The sequence below is a fragment of the Rathayibacter sp. KR2-224 genome, from assembly GCF_049446075.1.
Lineage (GTDB): Bacteria > Actinomycetota > Actinomycetes > Actinomycetales > Microbacteriaceae > Humibacter.
Genome location: NZ_JBMSEB010000001.1, coordinates 2,388,343 through 2,412,112 on the forward strand (window position 1 = coordinate 2,388,343; position 23,770 = coordinate 2,412,112).

Consider the following 23,770-nt stretch of genomic DNA (forward strand, 5'->3'; position numbering starts at 1 on the left):
CGCTATGCCGCGCGGGGTTCCGGGGGGAGGGGTCTTCGCGACGCAGATCCGGTCAGATCACTGCGGGGCGACGGGGGCGATGACGGTGAGCAGGTGCACCTGGGCGTTCTGGCATGCGGTCAGGTTCTGGGTCTGCACGAACACCGACTGGGTGGAGTGTGGCGGGTACACGCGGAAGCCGTCTGCCGCGAGCGGCTGGCACTCGCCCGGGTCATAGTTGCCGGCCTGGGCGATCCGCACGTTCGCCGCCACCGTGGAACCCGGCTGCAGAGTGTTCTGCACGATGGGCTTGGACTGATCCCAGTCGGCTGGCGCGCCAAGCTGCGTTCCGTTGCCCTTGCCGACGAACGAGACCCCTGGGAACCCGTGCAGTTCGCACGCCTTCGACGAGCTGTTTTTGAAGAGGATGGGCACGTACGTGCTGCCGGCGGCCCCGCTCATCGAGCCGAGCGTGACCGAGAGGTCGCTGACCGAGCAGGTCGCCGTGGCGCCGGATGTCTGGGTGGGCGTCGGAGTGCCACCGCTGTGCGTCGGGCTCGGCGTGGTGGGCGTGACGATGGGGCTGGCGGTCGGATCCACCTTCGTGCCCTTCGCGAAGACCAGGGTCGCCACCACGATGATGAGGATCGCCACGAGAACCGAGAGCACGATGATCGCGATCGTGCGTCCGCGCATGCCTCTCGGGTTGTCCGGTCCGCTTGGCCCGTCCGGCCCGGCCCCGCCGTCACCGAACGGCTCGGGGAACCCCTGCTGATCGCTCATTCACCTATCGTGCACTGCCGGGCCGTCCGGGCACTCGCGACCTGCCGAGATGCCCCGTCGATGGGGGTGTCAGGAGCCGGATGCTGCCTGCGCGGCCTCGAACTCACGGTCGAGCAGCCCGAAGATCGCCACGTCGTGCCACTCGCCGTCGACGTGATCGCGCTCGCGCAACAGCGCCTCGCGGGTCATGCCGAGGATGTCGCACAGACGAGCGGATGCCTGGTTGCCTGCATCCAGCTCGGCATACACCCGGTGCGCGCCGAGCTCGCGGAATGCGACGCCGAGGAGCGCGGTTGCTGCCTCGGTGGCGAAGCCGCGGCCGTGCACCGCCGGGTGGAACACCCAGCCGATCTCGACCTGCGCGTCTTTGGCGCTCTTCACGAACAGGCTGACGTCGCCGATGACGCGATGGTCGTTCGTGCCGTCGGTCGCGCACAGCTCGACCGCGAAAATGAGTCCGTCGCCGTCTTCTGCGAGCCGATCGAGCGCGATGCGCTTTTCGAGGTTCTTCGCCGGCTCGTCGTGGTCGTGCACCTCCCAGCGCAGGTAGCGCACCACGTCGGTGCGCTTCTGGTAGTTCTCACTGCGGTGCTCGAGGTCGCTCTTGGTGAGGGGGCGCAGCCGCAACCGGTCGGTTGCGATCTCGCGCGTCTCGAAGGGCAGCGCCAGCAGGCGGGCGTCGGTCGTCGTCTCGGAAGTCATAATGGCGTCCCTTCGTCGTCTGTGACTGTTGCCTCATAGGCAGGCATCCGCGCGCGGCACGCGGTCAGGATGCCTGGCCCTCGTCAGCAACGATACGCAGCCCTGGCCGCGCTTCCGAATCGAGGCCGAACACGGCGCTCACGCCGGCGATGAACGCCTCGGCGTCGCCGTCTCGCGAGAGTTCCCGTGCACGCACCGACGGCGTGTGCAGCAGAACGCCGACAAGGTGGCGAAGCGCCGCCTCGGTCTGCTCGGTGGAGTCGCCTCGGCGCCTGGCGCGCTCGAGTTCCGCCTCGAGAACTCCGAAGACGTGACTGCGCAGGGCCACGAGGGCCGGTTCGGTGCTCCGTTCGTCGCCCCTGGCCGCGAACTCGGCAGCGGCCTCGGCGACGACGGAACGAGCACGCTCGGTCGCGGTGAAATCCTCCAGGGGAGCGTGCAGGCCGATGGTCTCGAGGTCGAGCAGCTCGGTGCCGGTGACCTGGGCGACGTCGCGGTCCACGTTGCGCGGCAGACCGAGGTCGACGACGAGACGGTGCGCGACGGCATCCTGCCTGGCGCTCGCCCGCTCGACGAGCTCCCTGTCGACGAGCACCGTCGGGGCGAAGCTGCAGGCCACCACGAGCTCGGAGGTCGCAACGGCCTCCAGCAGCCCGTCAGGCTGAACGGCCTGGATATCGTGTTTGAGCGCGAATGCCTGAGCGCGGCCCGTGCGCGACCACACGCGCACGTTCCGCGCCCCGCGGTCGCGAAGAGCCTTCAGGCTCGCGGCTGCGTAGTTGCCCGTGCCGACGAGCAGGATGTTCGCGCTCGCCCAGTCCGCGATGCGGCTCTCGGCGAGCTCGAGTGCGAGCCTCACGATGGAGCGGCCGGCCGAGCCGACCTTGGTGCCGTTCTTGACGTCACGCGACACCCGGGATGCCGTCTGGAACAGTCGCTCGAGCTCACTCGTGGCGCTGCCGTTGCCCCTCGCGTTCTCCAGGGCGCGACGAACCTGCCCGGCGATCTCGCCCTCGCCGATCACGACCGACTCCAGGCCGCTTGCCACCGAGAACAGGTGGTCAGCGACGGAGGGGCCCTGCACGACGGCGGCTGATGCGAGCAGATCCTGGGGCGCGACGCCGGTGGCGTCGCCGATCGTGGCGAGCGCGAGGTCGGCGGCATCCGCACTGGCGGCATCCGTGATGTCGAGGTAGGCCTCGAAACGGTTGCAGGTGGCGAGAACGACGGCCCCCGCGAAGGCATCGGTGCGCGCTCGCAGTGCCGCGTCGACGTCACCGGCGCGCCGTTCGAGCCGCTCGAGCAATTCGAAATCGGCCGTGCGGTGGCTCGCGGTGAAGCAGAGAAGCACGGGATCGATGGTACGCCGCTGAAACTGTGCGTTCGTGCGGTGCACGAGAGCGACGCCAGCCGTCCTCGTGCCCGTCTCTTGCCCGTCTGCGCCAGGTTGCAGCGATTGCGCCCGATAGCGTGGCGCAACCGCCATGAAGTGGCGCAGGCACGAGTGGTCAAGAAACACGAGTGATTCACTACGTCGGCATAGGCTCAGCGGCGGGTGGGACAATCGAGCGCGTGACATCACCCGAACCGGCCACGCCGCGTACGTCAGCATCGCCCGAACCCGCGCAGGGCCTAGGGGCGGAGCATCCGCTGGTCGCCGGCCTCACCCCGCGGTCCGCGCTCATCACCGCATATTCCGGTGCCCGGCCGGCGACGCTTCCGGTGTGGTTCATGCGCCAGGCGGGCCGGTCGCTTCCTGAGTACCGGGAACTCCGCATCAGCACGAGCATGCTGGATGCCTGCCTCGACCCCGCGCTCTCGAGCGAGGTCACCCTGCAGCCGGTTCGCAGGCACCGCGTCGATGCGGCCATCTTCTTCAGCGACATCGTGGTGCCGCTGAAACTCGCGGGCGTCGACGTCGGCATCGTGCCAGGCAAGGGACCCGTGCTGGGCGCACCCGTGCGAACGGCCGCCGACGTCGCGGCGCTTCCTGAGCTCGACCCGGATGCCCTCGCACCCGTCGCAGAGGGCGTGCGGCAGACGGTTGCGGGCCTCGCCGAGCTCGGGCACGTTCCCCTGATCGGATTCGCAGGCGCACCGTTCACGCTCGCCGCCTACCTCGTGGAGGGCGGCCCGTCGAAGGACCACATCAGGGCGCGCACCCTCATGCACGCCGATCCGGATGCCTGGCACGCGCTCATGGAGTGGGCCGCGGATGTCACGGGCGCCTTCCTGAGCGCGCAGGTTCTCGCAGGCGCGAGCGCGGCGCAGCTCTTCGACTCGTGGGCCGGCGCGCTCTCGCTCGAGGACTACACGCGGCATGTGGCACCGGCATCCGCCCGCGCACTGTCTCACGTGCGCGACCTGACCTACCCGGATCCCGACCGCCCGAGCGATCCGTTGTCCACGACCCCGCCGGAGCGCAACGTACCCATCGTGCATTTCGGCGTCGGCACGAGCGAGTTGCTGCGCGCCATGTTCGACATCGGCGCCGACGTCATAGGCGTCGACTACCGGATGCCCCTGGACGAGGCGAGCAGACGCCTCGGCAATATCGTTCCTTTGCAGGGCAACATCGATCCCGCGTACCTGGATGCCCCGTGGCCCGTCATCGAGGAACACGTGCTCGACGTCGTGGAGCGCGGTCGCAGTGCGCCGTCGCACGTCGTGAACCTCGGGCACGGAGTTCCGCCAGAGACCGATCCGGACGTGCTCACGCGCATCGTCGAATTCGTGCACGGGTTGCCGGCGTGAGCGAGGCATCCGGTCGCAGCGTGAGCGAGGAGACACTGGCGGCGCTCGAGCACGCCATAACGGATGCTCCGACGAGAGTGGTCGTCGTCGGCGGAGGAGCTGCCGGGCTCGTGGCGGCGCGCGAGATCGCCCGGCCGGGGTTCGACGTGACCGTGCTGGAGGAACGAGACGAGCTCGGTGGAAGCGTTGCCAGGCACGGGGTAGCAGGCATCGAGCTGGATGCCGGCGCCGAGAGCTTCGCCACGCGCGGAGGTCACGTGGCAGCGCTGCTCGATGACCTCGGGCTCAGCGCCGAAGTGGTGACGCCGCTCGCGGCCGGTGCCTGGCTGCAGCTGCCCGGACGCGCGGTGCCTATGCCGAAGGCAGGCATCCTCGGAATCCCGAGCTCGCCCCTCGCCACCGACGTGATCGCTGCGATCGGCTGGCGCGGAGCGTTTCGCGCGTACCTCGACCGGCTCATGCCTGTGCTGAAGATCGGCGAAGAGCGCAACCTCGGCCGGCTCGTGCGACGGCGCATGGGAGCTGCCGTGCTCGACAACCTCGTGGCGCCCGTGACGACGGGGGTGTACTCCGCGTCGCCATACGACCTCGACGTCTCGGTCGCCGCTCCGGGTCTGAATCCGGCGATCACGCGAACCGGCTCACTGTCGGGGGGCGTCGCCGCGCTGAGGGGATCCGCGAAGGCGGGTTCCGCCGTCGGCGGTCTCGTCGGGGGGATGGCGCGGCTGATCGACCTGCTGGCGACGGATGCCACGGCCCGAGGCGCTCGACTGCGCACCGGCGCGAGGGCGGTCGCCCTGTACCACGGGGAAAGCCACGGCTCGGCGGAGGCGTTCGCCGGATCGGTCGACGCCGCATTCGGGGAGCGGAAACGCGACGACGATCGAGCGCGCGCGCCCCAGGCATCCGGTCGCTGGCTCGTCGAGCTCGACGACGGCGAGACGATCGCGGCCGACGCGGTGCTGCTCGCCGTGCCGGCCGACGCCGCTCTGCGGTTGCTTGGGCAGGCATCCGAGTCGCTCGCCTCGCTTGCGAGTCTGGACTGGCCGACGGCGTCGACCGTGGACATCGTCACGCTCGTGGTCGACGACCCGCGACTGGATGCTGCACCGCGCGGCACCGGGATGCTCGTGGCGGAGACCGTGCCGCAGTCCGAGGTGGCGGCGAAGGCGATGACGCACGTCACGGCGAAATGGCCATGGGTGGCGGAGCAACTGCCGCCGGGGCGCCACGTGTTGCGGCTGTCGTACGGTCGGGCCGGCGCTCCGAGTCCCCTGGAGGGGCTGGACGAGTCCGCCGTTCGCTTGCGTGCCATCGCGGACGCGTCAACCCTCTTGAATATTCCCCTAGCGGAATCTAGTGTCGTCGGATCGGATGCAGTGCGGTGGACTAATGCTCTTCCGGTTGCGGCACAGGGTCAGCGAGAACGCATCGAACAGGTGCGTGCAGGGGTCGAACAGGTCGAAGGGCTGGAGGTGACCGGCTCATGGCTGACGGGAACCGGGCTCGCCTCTGTCGTACCGGATGCGCGCAAGGCTGCCGAGCGCGTCCGCGCACTACGCTGGAAGACGCTGACCGACAAGGATCGAACTGCGTGACTGCAGGGGCGGGGGCACCATGAAAGGCAAAGTTCTCTTCGTGGTCGGACTCGGGACCGGGTATGTTCTCGGCACTCGTGCCGGCCGGCAGCGGTATGAGCAGATCAAATCGGTGTGGCTGAAGCTGTGGGATTCGCCCGCGGTTCAGAAGCAGGTGCACACGGTCCAGGACTATGCGGCCGACCGCATCGGCGATCTGGGCACGGTCGTGACCGAGAACATCAAGCGGATCGTGACGAAGTCCGTCGGATCGCAGTCGTCGAGCAAGGGCCCGAAGACCGCGGGTGGCACGGCGAGCGGTGAGAGCACCGGCCCCGCTTCGGGCTCGGTCGGGCCGGTCGGCGGCGAGGCGGCGTCGGAAGCCACCGGGCCGGGCGGGCAGGCATCCTGATGTCGGAGAGCTCTGGGTCGTCGGGGACAACGCGGGGCGGAGCCAGCTTCAGTTCGCCGAGCGCGGGAGTGCGCGACAAGCGCTCGCTCATCCAGCTGCTGCGCGATCTGCCCGGGCTCGTCGTTGCGCTGCTCAAGGCCGAACTCGCGCAACTCAAGGCCGAGCTCGTACGCAAGGCCGTCAACCTCGGCATCGGCATCGGGCTCTTCGTCGTCGCCGGAGCGCTGCTGTTCTTCATGCTCGGCACGCTCGTGGCCGCCGCCGTGCTCGGCCTCGCCGTCGTGTTTCCAGGTTGGCTCGCCGCATTGCTCGTCGCAGCCGGATTGCTGATCATCGCCGGGATCTTCGGCTTGGTCGGACTCATGGTGCTCAGGCGCGGCATGCCGCCGGCACCCACGGAGACGATCGACAGCGTCAAGCAAGACGTGAATGCGGTGAGGGGGCTGGGCGACTATGACCACTGAACCGGATCGCAGCGCGTCGCGCGGATTGCAAAGAGACGCGGAGAAGGGCACCGGCACGGGTATCGAAGCGGACGTTGCTGCTGCGCGAGCCGAACTCGCCGCGACTCTGGATGCCCTGCAAGACAAACTGAACGTGCCCAAGCGCATCCGCATCGCGGCTCGCGAGAACCCGCTGGGCCTCGCCGCGGTCGGAGCGGGTGCAGCAGCCGCACTTGCCGGAGTCGTCTGGCTGATGGTGCGGTCGTTGCGCTCCCGTTAGGGCGCAGCTCACGCGTTCTTCCCACGCTCGGGCGACACCCCGAAGCCCGGCCCGCGGCTCCTAGAGCTGGTGCCCGAGCTTGTACTCGGCCGGTTCGTCAGCCCGCGTGTATGAGAATCCGTCGGCTCCGATCGTGACGCTCAGCTCGGATGCCTCGGTGCGGGCGACCACGGGCTGCGGGTGGCCGTCGAGGTCGAGCACAAGTGAGGCATCCGTGTACCACGACGGTACGACCGGATTGCCCCACCAGTCGCGTCGCTGATTGTCGTGCACGTCCCACGTGACGACCGGGTTGTCGGGGTCGCCCGTGTAGTAGTCCTGCGTGTAGATCTCGACGCGGTGGCCGTCTGGGTCGCGCAGATAGAGGTAGAACGCGTTCGAGACGCCGTGCCTGCCCGGCCCGCGCTCGATGCAGTCGGAGCGTCGCAGGGCGCCGAGCTTGTCGCAGATGGCGAGGATGTTGTGCTTCTCGTGCGTGGAGAACGCGATGTGATGCATCCGCGGTCCATCGCCTCCCGTCATCGCGGTGTCGTGCACGGTTGGTTTGCGACGCATCCATGCCGCGTACACCGTGCCCGCCTCGTCTTGGATGTCTTCGGTCACCCGGAATCCGAGGTCCTGCATGAACTTCGCGGCTCGGGGAACGTCGGGCGTGACCTGGTTGAAGTGGTCGAGCCGCACGAGTGCGCCTGGTGTGTACAGGTCGTAGCGCCAGGTCAGCCGCTCCACGTGCTGCACGTCGTGGAAGAACTCGTACGGAAAGCCCAGCGGGTCCACGACACGCACCGAGTCGCCCACGCCCTTCGTGAAGCCGTCCGGGCGACGCTCGACGCGGCATCCGAGCTCCGAATAGAACGTGACGGCCTTGTCGAGGTCTTCGGGCGCGCGCACCCGGTACGAGAACGCTGCCACCGCCGGCACCGGTCCCTGACGCAAGACGAGGTTGTGATGGATGAACTCCTCGAGCGGCCGCAGGTAGACGGCGTTCTCGTCTTCCTCGGTGACCGTGAGTCCGAGAACGTCGACGTAGAAATCGCGCGAGCGCTGCAGGTCGGAGACTACGAGGTCCATGTAGGCACACCGCAGGATGTCCGGGGCGGGCGCCGCGGGGGTGGGCACCGGGTTTGCGCACTCGATGGGCGCCTCTTGGGAGACGAAGAAGCCGGAGGTGGTCGGCATCAGGTCTTTGCGGTCGGTCATCGGAAGCGTCCTTGCTTGGGTCGGCTGTGGTGGTGCCTCGGGTCAGCGGGGATCCGGGTCGTCGAGGGCGGATTGCACGTGGTGCTCGGCGGCCTTGCCGAACGTGGGGTTCGGCGTGGGCCCGAGCGTGATGTGCACGGCCTGCTGCTCCGTGTAGAAGTCGATCGAGCGGTATCCGCCCTCGTGCCCGAGCCCCGATGCCTTCACGCCGCCGAACGGCGTGCGCAGGTCGCGCACGTTGTTGGAGTTGAGCCACACCATGCCTGCGTCGATCGCCTGAGCGAAAGTGTGAGCCCGCTTGAGGTCGTTCGTCCACACGTAGGCTGCGAGGCCGTACTTCACCCCGTTCGCCAGTTCGAGCGCCTCCTTCTCCGTGTCGAACGGGGTTATCGCGACGACCGGGCCGAAGATCTCCTCCTGGAAGATGCGGGCATCCGGCTTCACGTCCGCGAACACCGTCGGCGCGACGAAGTTGCCGTCAGGAAAGTCAGCCGGACGTCCGCCGCCCGCGACGAGCCTGCCCTCCGACTTGCCCAGTTCGACGTAGCTCATGACCTTGGCGTAGTGCTCCGGGTGCACGAGAGCGCCCACCTCGGTCTTCGGGTCGTGCGGATACCCGACGACCACACGCTCGGCCTGCGCCGCGTACCGCTCGACGAACTCGTCATAGACCGCGCGCTCGACGAGGATGCGCGACCCGGCCGTGCAGCGCTCACCGTTGAGCGAGAACACGCCGAAGATGGTCGCGTCGATGGCGGCGTCGAGGTCGGCGTCGGCGAACACCACGGCCGGGCTCTTGCCGCCGAGCTCCATGGAGAGCCCCTTGAGATACGGAGCGGCGTTGCCGAAGATCAGCCGGCCCGTGCTGCTCTCGCCCGTGAACGAGATGAGCGGCACGTCAGGATGCTTGACCAGTGCGTCCCCGGCATCTTCCCCGAGTCCGTTCACGAGGTTGAAGACACCCTTCGGCAGCCCTGCCTCCTCGAAGATGCCCGCCCACAGGGATGCCGACAGCGGCGTGAACTCCGCCGGCTTCAGTACGACCGTGTTGCCCGTGGCCAACGCAGGGCCGAGCTTCCACGACTCGAGCATGAACGGCGTGTTCCACGGCGTGATCAGCCCGGCGACGCCGATCGGCTTGCGGTTCACGTAGTTGAGCTGGCGGCCGGGGACCTTGAACGCGTCGTCGGCCTGGGCGACGATCAGGTCGGCGAAGAAGCGGAAGTTCTCTGCTGCGCGACGCGCCTGACCCAGTGCCTGGGTGATGGGCAGGCCCGTGTCGAAGGTCTCGAGTTCGGCGAGGCGGGCATCCGTCGACTCGACGATGTCGGCGATGCGGTGAAGCACACGTGATCGTTCGCGGGGGAGCATCCTCGGCCAGGGACCTTCGTCGAACGCGCGACGGGCGGCGGCTACGGCTCGATCGATGTCGGCCTTCTTGCCTGCCGCCGCCTGCACGTACGTCTCGTTCGTCACGGGGTCGAGCACGTCGAATGTCTCGCCGTCGAGCGAGTCGACGAACTCCCCGTCGATGTGGTGCTGGATTCGCTTGGGCAGGTCGGCCGGGACGCGGCTGGTGACCCGGACGTGGCCGTTGACCTGAGCGCGGTCGGTGGCGTGAGTGCGATCGTCGGTCTGTGCAGAGGCGTCCGTCATGATTCCTCCGGGTCGTGCGATTCGGGATGCCGCGCCGCGATGAACGCCTCGAGCGTGCGCCACCTGTGGTTGCGCGCCTCGAGCTCGATGTCGATGGCCGCGGCGTGGTCGCGGATGAGCCGAACGATCTCGTCGTGCTCGTCGACCGAGTGGTGGGCGCGCTGCGGCACGAACGAGAAGGTCGAATCGCGAACCCCCCGCAGCCGCCCCCAGCCGCGGTGCACGACGTCGAGGATGTGCGGGTTCGGGCACGGCTCGAACAGCACGGAGTGGAACTGTTCGTTCAAACGAGTGAACTCGTGGGGGTCGAAGTCGTCGAGCAGGCGACGCATGCGGTCGTTGATCTCCGTTGCGCGCTCCAGGTCGGCATCCATCAGAAGCGGTGCAGAGAGCGCTGTCGCGGCACCCTCCACGAGTCCGAGCATCTGCATCACGTGCCGGTACTCCGTCTCGTCGGCGAGTGCGACCTTGGCACCAACGTTGTGCTCGAACGTCACGAACCCCTCGGCCTCGAGTCTCCTGATCGCCTCGCGCACCGGTACGACGCTCATGCCGAGGTCGTCGGCGATGGTTCCGAGAACGAGACGGTAGCCGGGGCTGTATCGGTGGTCGACGATTCGATCGCGGATGTAGGAATACGCCCGCTCCGACTTGCTGCCGGTGGCGGTGGCGGTGGCGGTGGCGGTGGCGGTGGCGGTATTGGTATCGGTCATCGATCGGCCCCTCGGGCGGCCACTCCGTCGGGTCCAAGGTCGCGGGCTCCGTCGACGGGCCTGTCGACGGGCCCGTCGATGGTCCTGTCGGTTGCGTTAGTGGCCTCGAGACCACCCGGGCGATGGTCACTCCCGTCGGTGGACTCGAGACCATCGGCGACCGCCTCAGCCGAAGCCGGCGCGACGGCAGGAACCGCACTGTCGCGACCCTCGGGGTCGAGTCCGGCCGCCTCGAGCGATCCCCACGCCTCTGCTCGCTGCGTATCGTCGACGGCAGGCAGGGAGCCCACGGCCGCATCGAAGCTGCTCGTGCCCTGCACGACGGTGGTGACGAGCCGGCCGGACGACGGATGCCCGTTCTCGCCCGGCGCATCCACCTCCACCTCGACCACGTCGCCCGGTTGCACGACTGACGAGCCCGCGGGCGTCCCGGTAAGGATGACGTCGCCGGCCTCGAGCGTGAAGTGCTGCGACAGGTCTGCGACGAACTGCGGGAGGGGGAAGAGCAGATCGTCGGTCGTCGCGTCTTGCACGACATCCCCGTTCACCCACGTGCGCAGACGCAGTGCAGCCGGGTCGATGGTGCGGGCATCGATCAGTGTGGGCCCGATCGGCGTGAAGCCGTCTCCGCCCTTGGAGCGCACGTTCGATCCCTTGTCGTTCGCTCGCAGGTCGTACAGCCCGAAGTCGTTGGCCGCGGTGACCCAAGCAACGTGGTTCCATGCGGATTCGAGCGAAACCCAACGGGCATCCGTACCGATGACAAGCGCGATCTCGCCCTCGAAGGCGAGCAATTCGGTGCCTTGCGGTCTTACGATCTCGCCTCCGGATGCCTGCACCGAACTCGATGGCTTGAAGAAGTACGACGGAGCGGATGGCCGCCGTCCACGCTGCGTTGCCCGCGAGGCATAGCTGAGGTGCACCGCGATGATCTTGCCCGGGCGTGCCGGGAGAGCGGCGAAGCGCGCGTCGGGACTTGCCACGGCGGCGTCGTTGCTGCGTGTCCCGGCGGGGTCATTGGTGCTTGCCGTGGAGGCATCGTTGCTGCGTGCGCTGGAGGGGTCGTTGCTGCTTGTCCCGGACGGGTTATGGCTGCTTGACCCGGAGGCATCGTTGCTTGGCATTGTATCTGAAATCGTATATGATCCCAGGCACGTCGACAAGGGTGTCGGTCGAGCACGTGTCCTTGCACGTGTCGTGACACACACATGACACGGCAGTCAGGCGGGCGTCGTTGCGGTGCTCCGGCGGGCGGCACATCGTTCAAGCTAGAAGCACAGACCCGGGTCCACGCCGAGCGATTGCTTGGTTCGCGACCCGGTCCGGGAGGCTCGGGCCGTGGGGCTCGAGTCGAGAGCAGGGCCAGACGCGCGGTTTCACGAAGGGGTGACCAGTGCAGTTCCACCATCACGGGTACGTGTCGGGCGATCCGGGCATCCTGCCGGCGGCCGGCACCGGTCTGGACCGACCGACCGAGATACCCGACGAGGTCGACGTGCTCGTCGTCGGCTCCGGGCCGGCGGGCATGCTGCTCGCGGCGCAGCTGTCGCAGTTCCCCGAGGCGACGACGCGGATCATCGAACGACGACCTGGCCGGCTCGTGCTGGGGCAGGCGGACGGCATCCAGCCCCGCAGTGTGGAGACGTTCCAGGCATTCGGATTCGCAGAGCGCATCGTGGCCGAGGCGTACAACATCGCGTACATGAACTTCTGGGGCCCCGACCCGCAGAATCCGGCCAACATCATTCGCACATCCCGCACCGAGGACTACGCCAAGCACATCGGCGAGTTCCCGCATCTGATCGTCAACCAGGCCCGGGTGCTCGACTACTTCGCGGAGGCCGCGGCACACGGCCCGGCCCGCATCGTTCCGGACTACGGCGTCGAGTTCACCGGCCTGACGGTGCGCGAGGAGGGCGAGTACCCGGTCGAGGTGGGCATCCGTTATGTCGCAGGCGACCGCACGGGCGAGGACCGGACCATTCGAGCGAAGTACGTCGCGGGCGGTGATGGCGCCCATAGCCGCGTTCGTGATGCGATCGGCCGCAAACATCTCGGCGAATTCGCAAGGCACGCCTGGGGAGTCATGGACGTCACCGTGAACACCGACTTTCCCGACTGGCGCATCAAGTGCGCGATCAATGCCGAGGCGGGCAACATCCTGCACATCCCCCGCGAGGGCGGCTACCTGTGCCGCATGTACATCGATCTCGGCGAGGTGACGGATGCCGACAAAGACCGGGTGCGGAAGACGCCCATCGAGGGCATCATCTCGAAGGCGAATGAGATTCTGCATCCGTACTCGATCGACGTGAAGCAGGTCGCGTGGAGCAGTGTCTACGAGGTCGGCCACCGGGTGACGGACAAGTTCGACGACGTTCCGGAGGGCAGCGAGCGCACTCCGCACGTGTTTCTGATGGGGGATGCCTGTCACACGCACAGCGCGAAAGCCGGCCAGGGCATGAATGTGTCGATGCAGGACGGCTTCAATCTGGGCTGGAAGCTGGGCAGCGTGCTGACCGGACGCAGCCCGGAGTCGTTGCTCGCCACCTATTCGGCGGAACGTCAGCCAGTTGCACAGGAGCTGATCGATTTCGATCGCGAATGGTCCAGCCTCATGGCACGCAAGCCCGAGGAGTTCACGAGCCCTCAGGAACTCGCAGACTTCTACGTCAAGACGTCCGACTTCCCTTCCGGGTTCCTCACCCAGTACAAGCCGTCCATGATCACGGGTGAGGCCGCGCATCAGGAACTCGCCGGCGGGTTCCCGATCGGCAAGCGGTTCAAGTCGGCAGAGGTCATCCGGGTCTGCGACGGCAACATCGTGCACTTGGGACACCATGCTCGAGCGGATGGCCGGTGGCGCATCTACGCGTTCGCCGATGCTCCTCGCGCGGGTGAGGCGTCCGCGTTGTCTCGCTGGTCGGAGTGGATGCAGGATGCCCCGACCTCGCCTTTGCTGTGCTTTACCACCGCCGACGGGGATGTGGACGCAGTCTTCGACGTCAAAGCCATCTACCAGCAGCGGTACGACGAGGTCGAGCTCTCGAAGGTGCCGCCCGTCTTCATGCCGAAGACCGGTCCTTTGGGCCTGACCGATTGGGAGAAGGTGTACTCGGCTGGTCCGGGCGAGGACATTTTCGAGTCGCGGCAACTCTCGCGTGACGGTGTCGTCGTCGTGGTGCGTCCGGATCAGTATGTTGCGCATGTTCTGCCCTTGACAGCGATGGATGAGTTTGCGGATTTCTTCGCCCGAACGATGCTCCCGACGCGAGTCGGCTGACAGCGGCGACGGACTGGTTAGGCGCAGTTGCTTGGAGTGCCCGTTTGGCGTGGAACGCGAGCCTCTGGACGGGACGGAGCCGCTGCCTCGGAAGTGGCGCGGTTTGAAGCCCAGCGGCATGAGATGTGCGGCCCCACAGGCCTGAGCGTTCTGCCGGGGTTGGCATCACGGAAGGCTGCGGGCCTGGGCGCACCCCCGGCGCTGGACGCCTTCCTGGAGACCCCACCGCGCTCGTTTGCACGGGAGGCTTCTTCACTTCGGGGCCGTGGCCCTCGGGCGCCTTCGCAGGGCCCCGCTCCATCGCTGGGGCGGAGCGCAGGCTAGCCGCTCGCGTATTGCGCTGCTGGTCGGCCTGGCGGCCGCGCCGCCGTTCGTCGTCGATGCTCCCACCCTGCCGATTTGGAATGGAGCTCGATCGGACCGCGATCCGGGTCGACGCTTGCGGGTGGGGTCAGTAGGTAACGAGTGCCTTCTCGGCTGATCTTCCATCCGTTGTTGTGGAGCAGCAGGTGGTGAAAGCGACAGAGCAGCACTCCGTCTGCGACATCGGTTCTTCCGTTATCGCCGTACCAGGCGTTGATGTGGTGCGCTTCGGTCGTCCAGGGGGCGCGGTCACAGCCCGGCCATACGCACCCACCGTCTCTCGTGCGAAGAACGAGCCGTTGCCGTGACGAGAAGAGGCGTTGCGCACGCCCCAGATCGAGCACATTTCCATCGCGGTCGGTGTGCATCGAGAGGGTTCCGCAGTCGCAGAGACGCGTTTCGACGACGGCTGAGGGAACGGCGTCCACGCTTCCTTCGATGTGGCCGATGCCATCTGCGATTCCATTCGGTGCGGCGTGGTCCTCGACGATCATCACGCGCACCGCGGGACGATTCGCCCGGAACGTGGTCGAATCGTCGGCTGCCGCGCCGCATCGAAGTACGTCCATGACCGTGTCGAATGCGAGTTGCTCGTTGCTGCGCGGGTCGTCGAGGAGCTGTTTCGCCCACTCGCGGTCGGCGTCGGCGACGAATCGGGGCCCGCCTCGCCGAGGGCTCAGTGCGAGTTCCAGTAGCTCGTTGACGAAGGTGCCTGACTCATCGTCGAAGACGACGTTGGCCGTCAGCTGTCCGTCTTGGTTTCGCCGAGTCGTCAGCGAGCGGTTGTCGTACCGGCGTTGCCACCGTGCTTGAACTCCCGCGGGATCGATCAGATCTCGTGCGCGGCGAGCCATTCCGAAGAGCTCGTCGACGTGCACACTGCGGGCTTCTTCGGCGAGCGAGCCGGCGGCTTCACGTAGTTCTTCGCTGCCGCAGGTCTCGCTCGGCTCGCCAAGGCCGCGCACGATCGCGTCGCCGGCGGCAGGCGAAAGGAGGCCGGCACTGACCGCCGTCGTGACCGAGTGGGTCCAGGGCAGCAGCGCGGCGCCCGAGCCGGAAGTGATCTTGGCATTGCCGCCGTCTTCGTTCCCGGTTGGCCCGCCTTCTTCTCCCTCCACTGAGCCTGTCTCGTCGACGCCCGCCGTACCCGCCTCGGAAACTCCGATGGTGCGAAGAAGCCGCTCAGCAGCATCCGCCTCACCCATCACCTCTCCGAGCCGCACCTGACGGGATGCCTCGCCTCGGCTGGAGCCGGTGAGGTGCTGGACGAAGCGAACAACGTTCTGGTGCCCATTGCGCTGCGCCAGCCCGGAGTGGCCGAGCGCTCGTTCCGACCGTTTGGCAGCGACCCCCGCTGCCGCTGTCAGCACCGTGTCGAATTCGGTGCGGCCGCGCGAAGAGTCGGCGATCAGTTCCGCGAGGGCGTCGTCGTCTAGAGCGTCGATCGATTCGATCAGCGAGACCGGCTCACTTGCGTTCGGAGGCGTCAACGAGTCGCAGACACGAGAGGTCGTGTCACGGAGTCGCTCGACGTTCGAAAGCATGGCTCGAATCTACCGAAGAGTATCGAACAAAGCAACGAGTAATCGCACGGTCAGTGAGCAATTCCCACGACGGCTGACTGGGGAGGACGAGAGTGTGCGATGTCGACATTCGAAGATCTCTTCGACTAGTGTGAGGAGGGTTCAAGCGTGATCTATCAGGAGTGGTGGCCCGTGAGGAAAGCGCGTGCACCACGCACCACGCACCACGCCCCACGCGCCGCGCCAGGCGCCGGGGCGTCACCAGCACGGGGTCGCCGACTCGGGTGCCGATACCGTGGTGGGCATGGATTGGCTCGTGTTGGTGGCGATCGTTGTGCTCGTACTCGGCGGAATCAGCCTGCTGGCGTACCTCAGGCGAATCGCCACGGCTGTCGAGCGCGTAGCCAATGCGCTTGAGGTTCAGGGTGCCGGTGCTGAACGGAATGAGCACGCCGGCGAGGCTTAGGCCAGGGATGGGCGTTAGGCCGGGAGCCTGACCAGGGGTACCGGGGAGGGGCGTTCGGCCCGGAGTCTGACCAGGGGTACCGGGGAGGGGCGTTAGGTCCGGAGTCTGATTGGGCACGCCGGGATGGCGCCAGGCCCGGAGTCTGATTGGGCACAAGGGGATGGCGCCAGGCCCGGGGCCTGACTAGGCACACAGTGCCGCCGCAACGCAGGGCGTAATGGCGAGCACCGGGGCTAGGTAAGTGGGGCGGGAGACGGCACCACGCGCGAGCTCCCGCCTGACCGGCCACGGGAGGCTGGTAGTCAGGACGGAGGTGGCGCTACGCGCGAACTCCGCGGTGGGGCGAGACGCGGGTTCCTGCCCCACCGACGAGCACGAACCCCGCCCAAGCAACGAGCGCGAACGAGCGCGCCGAAGTGGCGCCGTCGCGCCTCACGCGACGCGTCGCGCCCGGTTCTTCCAGGAGAGGATCAGCGCTTCCAGTTGCCCGTTCGGGAGATCGCGGGGGTGGTGCGCCAGCTCGTCCGCGAACTGCTGCTGCTCGCTGTACGAGAGGTTTTGCGCCCACGGAAATGCGGAGATCACCTTGGCGCGGGCATCCATGATCGGCTTCGCCTTGGCGCGGCTCGGGCGCTTACGGCGAGGGGTCGTGTTCGTGGAGGACTGCTCCGCGACACGGCTGGAGTTCTTCAACGATTCAGACATTTGCATCTATCAACACCACGGAGCGCAGTTTTATTCGGTTCAATCCAGTGTTTTCGTCAGGTTTGTTCAGCATGCGTCCAAAAACAAGGACGGCCAAGGGCTTGACTGCTCGGTCGCTCCTCGTCGAGCTCCCCGTACCCCCTTCACGCCGCTCTCATTCGGTGCGCACCGAAGTCACTCCCTCGATGCGCATCGAAGACGTCGCACGAGTTGGACGCCCCGCCGCTCCAGCCCGCTGATGCCCCGCTCCTCCAGCCCGCTCCGCATCAGCGGCTGGCGGGACGGTCGCTTTTGCCGCAAAGGGGACAACGCGGGAGACTGGATGCCATGACAGACCCGGCGGCTGCGCACGCGGCATCCGAATCCCCCAGCCAGAACGTCCGACCCGAAGCCCGAGAAGAAGCGAAGCAAGAAGCGACGGCCGACGCGCCTCAGCCTGACGGTTTCGCGCTCTGGGCCGTGCTCCGACGCGACCCGACGCGGCCCTTCAACCTCGAGGATCCGAGCGTCGAGTGGGCCATCTCCGAGCTCGAGTCCGCTGTCGCCGACGTCGAGGCAGAGGGCGTGACCGTCCGCGGCTTCTACGACGTCTCCGGTCTCAAGGCCGACGCCGACGTCATGGTGTGGTTGCACGGCCCGATCGCGGAGCAGCTTCAGGCCGCTCTGCGCCGGCTTCGACGCACTGCCATGCTGAGCGACCTCCTTCCCACGTGGAACGCGATGGGCGTTCACCGCGGAGCCGAGTTCAACAAGGCGCACGTGCCGGCGTTTCTCCGGGGACTCGAGCCGCGCCAGTGGCTCACGGTCTATCCGTTCGTACGCAGCTACGAGTGGTACCTTCTCCCCGACGCCGAGCGCAGCCGCATGCTCGCCGACCACGGTCGGAAGGGTGCGGCGTTCCGCTCGGTGCTGGCCAACACGGTCGCAGCGTTCGCGCTCGGCGACTACGAATGGCTGCTGCCGATGGAGTCAGACAATCTCGTCGATCTCGTCGACATGATGCGCGATCTCCGCGCCACGGATGCCCGCAGGCACGTGCGTGAGGAGGTCCCGTTCTACACGGGTCGGCGTATTCCTGTGAAAGACATCCCTGAGGTCTTGCGATGACGAAATACGACGCGATCCTGCTCTCCAGCTTCGGCGGTCCAGAGGGTCAGGATGACGTCATCCCGTTCCTGCGCAACGTCACGCGCGGGCGCGGCATACCCGACGAACGCCTAGAAGAGGTGGCGCACCACTACCGCCACTACGGCGGCGTCAGCCCCATCAACGAGCAGAACCGCCTGCTGAAGGCAGCGCTCGAGGCCGAGCTGGCGCGACGCGGCATCGACCTGCCGATCCATTGGGGCAACCGCAACTGGAACCCGTACTTCACGGATGCCGTACGCGAGGCGCACGAAGCCGGTCACGACCGCCTGCTCGCGCTGGTGACGAGCGCGTACACGTCGTACTCCGGCGTCGGCCAGTACCGCGAGGACTTCGAGCGGGCGCTGGCCGAGAACGAGCTCACCGACGTGATGTCGATCCATCGCATCAGGGAGTACTTCGACCACCCCGGCTTCGTGACGCCGTTCATCGAGGGCGTCGGCGCGGCGGTCGCGGAGCTCGAGGATGCCGCAGCTCGCGACGACATCCACGTGTTGTTCGTGACGCACTCCATTCCGAGCGCGGCGGCCGAGGCATCCGGTCCTGAATTCGGCAAGGGTGGCGCGTACGTGGCGCAGCACTGCGCAGTTGCGCACGCGATCTCCGAGGCTGCGGCAGAGGGCATCCCATGGTCGCTCGTCTACCAGTCGCGGTCGGGCGATCCCCGCACGCCGTGGTTGGAACCCGACATCAACGACCGCATCGCCGATCTCGGCGTCGACGGCCACACCAAGGCTGTGATCATCGTGCCGTTCGGATTCGTCAGCGACCACATGGAAGTGATGTGGGACCTCGACAACGAGGCGATCGCGACGGCCGAGGAGAACGGGCTTCGTGCCATCCGGGTGGCAACGCCTGGCACGCACCCGGCGTTCGTGGCCGGCCTCGTCGACCTGATCGAGGAGCGCCTCGACGACATCCCCGTCGAGCAGCGGCCGCACGTCACCGACCTCGGCCCGTGGCCGGATCACGAGCCCGTCGGCATGCGCGGAGAGAAGGTCGAAGTCCGATGACCGTCGTCCGGGTCGGCACACGCGGCAGCGCCCTCGCCTTGGCGCAGACGCGCCAGGTCGCCGACTCGCTGGCGAAGGCATCCGGACTCGAGATCGAGCTCGTCACGATCACGACTCACGGCGACACGGCAACCGGATCGCTCGCGCAGCTCGGCGGCTCGGGAGTGTTCACCGGTGCACTGCGCGACGCGTTGCTTGCAGGCGAGATCGACGTCGCCGTGCACTCGCTGAAGGATCTGCCCAGTGCGGAGCACCAGCAGATCGAACTCGCGGCGGTACCCAAGAGAGCGGATGCCCGCGACGTGCTGTGCGCCCGCGACCACCTCACACTCGACACGCTCCCCGAGGGCGCCCGGGTGGGCACCGGATCCCCGCGCCGCGTCGCCCAGGTCAAGGCGCAGCGGCCGGATCTGCAGATCGTGGACATCCGGGGCAACATCGACACCAGGCTGGGGCGTGTGTTCGAGCAGACCGAAGCCGACAGGCGGCTCGATGCGGTGGTGCTCGCCGCAGCCGGCCTCGGTCGCCTTGGGCGTTCGGATGCCGCCACGCAGCACCTCGAACTCTCGGAGTGGCCGACGGCGCCCGGACAGGGCGCCCTCGCCCTCGAGACGCGACGTGAGAAGGATGCCTCGGCCGAGGGTCGTGCGCTCGCCAAGGCGCTCGCCGCAGTGAACCACGTGACGACGCGGGCGACGGTCTCGGCCGAGCGCGGGGTGCTCGCCGGATTGGAAGCGGGATGCGCCGCCCCGCTGGGCGCCACGGCGCTCGTCGAAGACGGTCTGCTGTTCCTCACGGCGACCGTGTACAAGCCGGACGGCACTCGGCAGCTCACCTCATCGCATGCTGCCAGTCTCGAGGGCAACGGTTCGGCGGCCCTGCTCGAGGCTGCACAGGATGCCTCGCAGCGCGTCGTCGACGAACTCCTCGCGAACGGCGCAGCGAGCCTGGCGCCCCTGGGCGGTGCCGAGTCATGACGACGGGTCCGATTCCCACCCACGGCGCCAAACCTCTTTCGGGCTGGCGCGTGCTCGTTCCCCGCGGCGGACCGTGGGGAGATTCGGTGGCGGCAGACATCCGCGCCCACGGTGGTACGCCGGTCGTGGCTCCGATGATCAACTTCGCACCGGCATCCGATGAGGAGTCCCTCGAAAGGGCGCTCAGTGCGCTCGCGGCGGGCGACTACGACTGGGTGACCGTGACGAGCGCAACGACCGTGGACGTGCTGTCGGCGCATCAAGCGCCGATCCACCCGAGCACACGCGTCGCCGCCGTCGGCGAGACCACGGCCGCAGCGCTCTTGGCCGCCGGGTACCGAGCGGACTTCGTGCCGGGCGACGACAACTCGGCCGCCGGCATGCTTCACGAGTGGCCTGCGATCACGAGGGGCGACGGTCCGCTGCGAGTGCTCACGCTGCGCAGCGAGATCGCCAAGACCACGCTCACCGACGGTCTGACGGCCCTGGGCCACGAGGTGCACTCCGTCGTCGCCTACCGCACCATCGGCATCCCCGTGGCCGAGAAGGTCGTCGAAGAGGTGGCGTCCGGCCAGATCACGGCCATTCTGGTCACCTCGGGCAGCGTGGCCGAGCAGGTGCAGCAGCAGCTCGGACCCATCCCGACCGGCACCCTCGTTGCAGCGATCGGACCTCGCACGGCGACGGATGCCCGCGCGTACGGCCTGCGCGTCGACGTGATCGCGCCTGAGCGGACTGCCGAATCACTCGTCGAGGTGCTCGCTCGCGCCGCAGCGCAGCGGGCCGCGTCATGACAGACGCCGCACAGGAACGGGCATCCGTGCTCGCTGCGCGGCTTCGCGATGGTGACACGATCGGCGACGCGGGCGGCACCGACTCGGGCAGCGTCGACTCGACCAGGGTCGTGCTGCTCGACGAAGCGGGTGCGCCGATCGGCAGCGCAGACAAGGCCGTGGTTCACGGCCCGGAGACGCCGCTGCACCTCGGTTTCTCGTGCCACGTTCTGCTCGACGACGGTCGAGTGCTCGTCACGCGGCGTGCGCTGGCGAAGCTCACTTTTCCAGGGGTGTGGACGAACGCCTTCTGCGGGCATCCTGCGCCGGGCGAGCCGGTCGAGGATGCCGTGCGCCGCCACGCGCGCGACGAGTTGGGCATCCGGCTGAGCGAACCGGAGCTTGTGCTGCCGGACTTCCGCTACCGGGCCGTCGACGCGAACGGGGTCGTCGAATACGAGGTCTGCCCGGTCTACCTTTCTCGAGCCGTCGGCGAGTCCGTGCCGAACCCGGCGGAGGTGGCGGAGGTCGCCGCTGTCGCGCCTGCGGCGCTGGCCACCGCGCTGGCCAGTGCGCCATGGGCGTTCAGCCCTTGGCTCGTCGAGCAGGCGAGCCGCATGCCGCTGTACCGCTGACGTTGCCGCGGCTCAACCCGCCGACCGCTCGGGCGCCGGAGTCATCGGTGCCGTCGGCCGGAAGGTCCCGTTCGCAGACTCAGCGTGCCGCTGTGCGCCGCATGCTCGGGTTCACCAGCACATCGACGTTGTCCGTGCGCTGCTCGATGGTTCCTCGGCCGAGCGGCAGCGCCGAGACCTCGGGATCCGTGATTCCGTCCAGTAGTCGGGTCACGATGGCGGGATTCGGGTGCAGATAGGGGCGGTCCCAGAACTGCACGGTTGCCGGCTCGACGGATGTCAGTCCGAGGCGGTTCTGCACGCGCAGGAGCACGGCGAGAGCCTCCGCCAGGGCGGCCTGTCGTGCACCCCACGTATCGGCCTCGAGCGCGCGGTCGATGGCCGGGCCGAGCTCGGACGCGCTGCCGAGTCGGCCGAACAGCGTGCCGAACCACTTCGAGTACGGCGGCCACCGGCGCTCAAGCATGAAGGCCAGATGCATCGCGATCTGTGAGAGTCGGGATGCGATGACGCGCGAACCCCGTTCGTCGCCGCGATCCCCCGCGCGTCCGGCGAGGGGGAGCTCCTGTGCCAGCCTTGCCCAATCGCAGGCGATCACGTAGCGCCAAAGATCCTGGGGGTACCAGCGCAGGGCGTCTCTGGCGCGGCCCAGTTCGCCCGTTGCATCGGCGAACAACGGTCCAGCGGTCACCTCCAGCGCTGCCTGCCCCGTGAGCGAGAGCCAGTCGTCGACCGAGACGCCGTGCCGCGGGTCGAAGCCGAGTCGGGCATCCAGGAAGCGCTCCAGGGTGGTCACCTCTATGCGGTGGCGGGCTTCGGTCTCGCCGGTGAAAGCGAACCGGGTGGGATGTTCGCAAAACGTGGCGGGGAGCATCCGCTCGAGAAGGCCGTCCACGGCGTCCACCACGTCATCGGGAACGAACAGGCTCAGCCGCAGGCCCCAGTCGTGGTCGCGGGACATGTCATCGTCGAGCTCGAGCACGTCGGATCCCGCGCCCAGGCGCCCTGCCGCGTACGGCATGCCAGGGAAACGCTCGGCGAGCAGCGGCTGCACGACCTCGTCGTAGTACGCGTGCGACAGCCGGATGCCGCTGGGCTCGGAAGGAGGCATGCCCCCATCCTGCCCGTGAGCCCGCGCTGTGCCGCGTCCGCGCTCGGCCGGGTCGAAGGCGCGTGACGGTCAGGACTCGACGGGGAGGGCATCCTTCGGCAGCTTGCGCACCTTGGTGCGGCGCCGTCTGCGGGCGGGGATCATCGATCGCATCTCCTCGAGCTTGCCGAAGCACAGCAGGCGGTCGCCCGCCTCGAGTTCGGTGTTGCCCCTCGGGTTCGGGATCACTGCGGCGCCCCTGTGCAGGGTGAGCACAGTGATGTCGCGCTCGTCCAGGCCCGAGTCGCGGAGGCGCTTGCCGATGAGGTCGGCCCCGATGCCGACCGCCAGCTCCGCAACGCCGTATCCGGTGGAGACCGTCAGCCGCTGCCGCACGTCGATCTCGGGGAACGCCACCTGATTGTCGATGTAGTCCACGATCGCGCCTGCCACGTCGAGCCCCGTCGCGGTCTCGATGCCCTGCAGGCCGGGCGACGAGTTGACCTCCATGACGAGTGGTCCGTCGTTGCCTTCGAGCATGTCGACCCCGGCGACCCTGAGGCCCATGATCTGCGCCGAGCGCACGGCGGCCTGCTCGTACTCCGGCGGAAGCTCGATGCGCTGCACCGAGCCGCCGCGGTGCACGTTCGACCGGAACTCGTCACCGCTGGCCACGCGTCGCATCGCGGCGACCACGCGGTCCCCGACGACGAGCGCACGCACATCCCGTCCCTTGCTCTCCGCGATGAATGACTGCACGAGCACGTTCTGCTTCGTGGAGTGCAACGTCTCGATGATGGCCTCGGCGATCTTCGCCTCTGGCGCGAGGATGACCCCGATGCCCTGTGTGCCCTCGAGGAGCTTGATCACGACGGGCGCTCCCCCGACCGACTCGATCGCCGTGCGCACGTCGGCCCGGCTGTGCACGAACGCGGTGGCAGGCATACCGATGTTGTGCCTGGACAAGATCTGGTTGGCTCGCAGCTTGTCCCGGGAGTTGGTGATGCCGTTCGCGGTGTTCGGGGTGTAGACATCCATCTGCTCGAACTGGCGTACGACGGCAGTACCGAAGTAGGTGATCGAGCTGCCGATGCGGGGCAGGATGGCGTCGTAGTCGGACAGCAGCTTGCCCCGGTACTGCAGGTCCGGCTCCTCGCCGGACAGGTCGATCGAGAACCGCAGGGTGTCGAGCACCTTGGCACGGTGTCCTCGATCGAGTGCCGCAGCCTTCAACCGCTGAGTCGAGTACGACTGCGGAGCCCGCGACAGAATGGCCAACTTCACCGTGGGCTCCTGG

At 67.9% G+C, this 23,770-nt stretch carries 22 protein-coding genes and 1 pseudogene; 12 read left to right on the top strand and 11 right to left on the bottom strand.

Annotation, left to right across the window (positions count from 1 at the left end):
• Nucleotides 1–57: 57 nt before the first annotated feature.
• From ACO2Q7_RS10990 to ACO2Q7_RS11000, 3 genes are all read right to left on the bottom strand, one after another.
• The gene (locus ACO2Q7_RS10990) at nucleotides 58–762 is read right to left on the bottom strand and encodes a DUF4232 domain-containing protein (RefSeq protein ID WP_423355641.1); all 705 of its coding nucleotides are present in this window, start codon (nucleotides 760–762) and stop codon (nucleotides 58–60) included.
• Between the two features lie 69 nt (nucleotides 763–831).
• Entirely contained in the window at nucleotides 832–1,464 is a 633-nt protein-coding gene (locus ACO2Q7_RS10995; RefSeq protein ID WP_423355642.1) for a GNAT family N-acetyltransferase, read from the bottom strand.
• A gap of 64 nt (nucleotides 1,465–1,528) precedes the next feature.
• Complete coding sequence (locus tag ACO2Q7_RS11000; RefSeq protein WP_423355643.1) at nucleotides 1,529–2,815, bottom strand: glutamyl-tRNA reductase; 1,287 nt, start codon at nucleotides 2,813–2,815, stop codon at nucleotides 1,529–1,531.
• Nucleotides 2,816–3,036: 221 nt separating this feature from the next.
• On the opposite strand from ACO2Q7_RS11000, the gene hemE reads away from it, so the two are divergent.
• Genes hemE through ACO2Q7_RS11025 form a run of 5 tightly spaced genes read left to right on the top strand, consistent with a single transcriptional unit; the run spans nucleotide 3,037 to nucleotide 6,930 of the window.
• Nucleotides 3,037–4,218, top strand: coding sequence for a uroporphyrinogen decarboxylase (hemE, locus tag ACO2Q7_RS11005; protein ID WP_423355644.1), 1,182 nt, complete (start codon nucleotides 3,037–3,039; stop codon nucleotides 4,216–4,218).
• Nucleotides 4,219–4,238: 20 nt separating this feature from the next.
• Entirely contained in the window at nucleotides 4,239–5,816 is a 1,578-nt protein-coding gene (locus ACO2Q7_RS11010) for a protoporphyrinogen/coproporphyrinogen oxidase (protein WP_423355645.1), read from the top strand.
• Between the two features lie 19 nt (nucleotides 5,817–5,835).
• Nucleotides 5,836–6,207 (top strand): YtxH domain-containing protein, encoded by a 372-nt coding sequence (locus ACO2Q7_RS11015; RefSeq protein ID WP_423355646.1) that lies wholly within the window; start codon nucleotides 5,836–5,838, stop codon nucleotides 6,205–6,207.
• A complete protein-coding gene (locus ACO2Q7_RS11020) occupies nucleotides 6,207–6,671 on the top strand; it encodes a phage holin family protein (RefSeq protein ID WP_423355647.1) in 465 nt (154 codons plus the stop codon). Before ACO2Q7_RS11015 ends, ACO2Q7_RS11020 begins: the two co-directional genes overlap by 1 nt.
• Nucleotides 6,661–6,930, top strand: coding sequence for a DUF3618 domain-containing protein (locus ACO2Q7_RS11025; RefSeq protein ID WP_423355648.1), 270 nt, complete (start codon nucleotides 6,661–6,663; stop codon nucleotides 6,928–6,930). The genes ACO2Q7_RS11020 and ACO2Q7_RS11025 overlap by 11 nt, the downstream gene beginning before the upstream one ends.
• Nucleotides 6,931–6,990: 60 nt before the next feature.
• Here the strand turns inward: ACO2Q7_RS11025 and hpaD are convergent, their stop codons facing one another.
• The 4 genes and pseudogenes from hpaD to ACO2Q7_RS11045 all read right to left on the bottom strand — a co-directional run.
• The gene (gene hpaD, locus ACO2Q7_RS11030) at nucleotides 6,991–8,130 is read right to left on the bottom strand and encodes a 3,4-dihydroxyphenylacetate 2,3-dioxygenase (RefSeq protein WP_423355649.1); all 1,140 of its coding nucleotides are present in this window, start codon (nucleotides 8,128–8,130) and stop codon (nucleotides 6,991–6,993) included.
• A gap of 42 nt (nucleotides 8,131–8,172) precedes the next feature.
• Nucleotides 8,173–9,786, bottom strand: coding sequence for a 5-carboxymethyl-2-hydroxymuconate semialdehyde dehydrogenase (gene hpaE / locus ACO2Q7_RS11035; RefSeq protein WP_423355650.1), 1,614 nt, complete (start codon nucleotides 9,784–9,786; stop codon nucleotides 8,173–8,175).
• Nucleotides 9,783–10,499 (bottom strand): GntR family transcriptional regulator, encoded by a 717-nt coding sequence (locus tag ACO2Q7_RS11040; protein WP_423355651.1) that lies wholly within the window; start codon nucleotides 10,497–10,499, stop codon nucleotides 9,783–9,785. The genes hpaE and ACO2Q7_RS11040 overlap by 4 nt, the downstream gene beginning before the upstream one ends.
• A gap of 218 nt (nucleotides 10,500–10,717) precedes the next feature.
• Nucleotides 10,718–11,482, bottom strand: a pseudogene (locus ACO2Q7_RS11045) (fumarylacetoacetate hydrolase family protein); the annotation flags it as partial.
• Nucleotides 11,483–11,892: 410 nt separating this feature from the next.
• On the opposite strand from ACO2Q7_RS11045, the gene ACO2Q7_RS11050 reads away from it, so the two are divergent.
• Nucleotides 11,893–13,782, top strand: a complete 1,890-nt coding sequence (locus ACO2Q7_RS11050; protein ID WP_423355652.1) for an FAD-binding monooxygenase — start codon at nucleotides 11,893–11,895, stop codon at nucleotides 13,780–13,782.
• Between the two features lie 320 nt (nucleotides 13,783–14,102).
• On the opposite strand, the gene ACO2Q7_RS11055 is transcribed toward ACO2Q7_RS11050, so the two are convergent.
• Nucleotides 14,103–15,689, bottom strand: a complete 1,587-nt coding sequence (locus ACO2Q7_RS11055) for a DUF222 domain-containing protein (protein ID WP_423355653.1) — start codon at nucleotides 15,687–15,689, stop codon at nucleotides 14,103–14,105.
• A gap of 184 nt (nucleotides 15,690–15,873) precedes the next feature.
• Between ACO2Q7_RS11055 and ACO2Q7_RS11060 the strand changes: the two genes are divergently transcribed.
• Nucleotides 15,874–16,134, top strand: coding sequence for a hypothetical protein (locus tag ACO2Q7_RS11060; protein WP_423355654.1), 261 nt, complete (start codon nucleotides 15,874–15,876; stop codon nucleotides 16,132–16,134).
• 432 nt (nucleotides 16,135–16,566) lie between these two features.
• Here the strand turns inward: ACO2Q7_RS11060 and ACO2Q7_RS11065 are convergent, their stop codons facing one another.
• Nucleotides 16,567–16,839, bottom strand: a complete 273-nt coding sequence (locus ACO2Q7_RS11065; protein WP_423355655.1) for a hypothetical protein — start codon at nucleotides 16,837–16,839, stop codon at nucleotides 16,567–16,569.
• A gap of 327 nt (nucleotides 16,840–17,166) precedes the next feature.
• On the opposite strand from ACO2Q7_RS11065, the gene hemQ reads away from it, so the two are divergent.
• Genes hemQ through idi form a run of 5 tightly spaced genes read left to right on the top strand, consistent with a single transcriptional unit; the run spans nucleotide 17,167 to nucleotide 21,383 of the window.
• On the top strand, nucleotides 17,167–17,946 hold the full coding sequence (gene hemQ / locus ACO2Q7_RS11070) for a hydrogen peroxide-dependent heme synthase (protein ID WP_423355656.1): 780 nt from the start codon (nucleotides 17,167–17,169) through the stop codon (nucleotides 17,944–17,946).
• The gene (locus tag ACO2Q7_RS11075; protein ID WP_423355657.1) at nucleotides 17,943–18,998 is read left to right on the top strand and encodes a ferrochelatase; all 1,056 of its coding nucleotides are present in this window, start codon (nucleotides 17,943–17,945) and stop codon (nucleotides 18,996–18,998) included. The genes hemQ and ACO2Q7_RS11075 overlap by 4 nt, the downstream gene beginning before the upstream one ends.
• Nucleotides 18,995–19,975, top strand: a complete 981-nt coding sequence (hemC, locus tag ACO2Q7_RS11080; RefSeq protein WP_423355658.1) for a hydroxymethylbilane synthase — start codon at nucleotides 18,995–18,997, stop codon at nucleotides 19,973–19,975. The genes ACO2Q7_RS11075 and hemC overlap by 4 nt, the downstream gene beginning before the upstream one ends.
• Nucleotides 19,972–20,769, top strand: a complete 798-nt coding sequence (locus ACO2Q7_RS11085) for a uroporphyrinogen-III synthase (protein ID WP_423355659.1) — start codon at nucleotides 19,972–19,974, stop codon at nucleotides 20,767–20,769. Before hemC ends, ACO2Q7_RS11085 begins: the two co-directional genes overlap by 4 nt.
• Nucleotides 20,766–21,383 carry an isopentenyl-diphosphate Delta-isomerase gene (gene idi, locus ACO2Q7_RS11090; RefSeq protein ID WP_423355660.1) on the top strand — a complete coding sequence of 206 codons (618 nt, stop codon included), beginning with the start codon at nucleotides 20,766–20,768 and terminating at the stop codon, nucleotides 21,381–21,383. The genes ACO2Q7_RS11085 and idi overlap by 4 nt, the downstream gene beginning before the upstream one ends.
• Before the next feature lie 79 nt (nucleotides 21,384–21,462).
• On the opposite strand, the gene ACO2Q7_RS11095 is transcribed toward idi, so the two are convergent.
• Both ACO2Q7_RS11095 and ACO2Q7_RS11100 read right to left on the bottom strand, forming a co-directional pair.
• Nucleotides 21,463–22,494: a DUF4037 domain-containing protein gene (locus ACO2Q7_RS11095; protein WP_423355661.1), complete on the bottom strand. Its 1,032-nt coding sequence runs from the start codon at nucleotides 22,492–22,494 to the stop codon at nucleotides 21,463–21,465.
• 69 nt (nucleotides 22,495–22,563) lie between these two features.
• The gene (locus ACO2Q7_RS11100; protein WP_423355662.1) at nucleotides 22,564–23,757 is read right to left on the bottom strand and encodes a RimK family alpha-L-glutamate ligase; all 1,194 of its coding nucleotides are present in this window, start codon (nucleotides 23,755–23,757) and stop codon (nucleotides 22,564–22,566) included.
• Nucleotides 23,758–23,770 lie beyond the last annotated feature (13 nt).

Bases quoted from the DNA above. Each gene is read 5' to 3' on its own strand.
- ACO2Q7_RS10990 (WP_423355641.1), bottom strand. From the start codon at position 762: ATGAGCGATCAGCAGGGGTTCCCCGAGCCGTTCGGTGACGGCGGGGCC.
- ACO2Q7_RS10995 (WP_423355642.1), bottom strand. From the start codon at position 1,464: ATGACTTCCGAGACGACGACCGACGCCCGCCTGCTGGCGCTGCCCTTC.
- ACO2Q7_RS11015 (WP_423355646.1), top strand. From the start codon at position 5,836: ATGAAAGGCAAAGTTCTCTTCGTGGTCGGACTCGGGACCGGGTATGTT.
- ACO2Q7_RS11020 (WP_423355647.1), top strand. From the start codon at position 6,207: ATGTCGGAGAGCTCTGGGTCGTCGGGGACAACGCGGGGCGGAGCCAGC.
- ACO2Q7_RS11025 (WP_423355648.1), top strand. From the start codon at position 6,661: ATGACCACTGAACCGGATCGCAGCGCGTCGCGCGGATTGCAAAGAGAC.
- hpaD (WP_423355649.1), bottom strand. From the start codon at position 8,130: ATGACCGACCGCAAAGACCTGATGCCGACCACCTCCGGCTTCTTCGTC.
- hpaE (WP_423355650.1), bottom strand. From the start codon at position 9,786: ATGACGGACGCCTCTGCACAGACCGACGATCGCACTCACGCCACCGAC.
- ACO2Q7_RS11040 (WP_423355651.1), bottom strand. From the start codon at position 10,499: ATGACCGATACCAATACCGCCACCGCCACCGCCACCGCCACCGCCACC.
- ACO2Q7_RS11055 (WP_423355653.1), bottom strand. From the start codon at position 15,689: ATGCTTTCGAACGTCGAGCGACTCCGTGACACGACCTCTCGTGTCTGC.
- ACO2Q7_RS11065 (WP_423355655.1), bottom strand. From the start codon at position 16,839: ATGTCTGAATCGTTGAAGAACTCCAGCCGTGTCGCGGAGCAGTCCTCC.
- hemQ (WP_423355656.1), top strand. From the start codon at position 17,167: ATGACAGACCCGGCGGCTGCGCACGCGGCATCCGAATCCCCCAGCCAG.
- ACO2Q7_RS11075 (WP_423355657.1), top strand. From the start codon at position 17,943: ATGACGAAATACGACGCGATCCTGCTCTCCAGCTTCGGCGGTCCAGAG.
- hemC (WP_423355658.1), top strand. From the start codon at position 18,995: ATGACCGTCGTCCGGGTCGGCACACGCGGCAGCGCCCTCGCCTTGGCG.
- ACO2Q7_RS11085 (WP_423355659.1), top strand. From the start codon at position 19,972: ATGACGACGGGTCCGATTCCCACCCACGGCGCCAAACCTCTTTCGGGC.
- idi (WP_423355660.1), top strand. From the start codon at position 20,766: ATGACAGACGCCGCACAGGAACGGGCATCCGTGCTCGCTGCGCGGCTT.
- ACO2Q7_RS11095 (WP_423355661.1), bottom strand. From the start codon at position 22,494: ATGCCTCCTTCCGAGCCCAGCGGCATCCGGCTGTCGCACGCGTACTAC.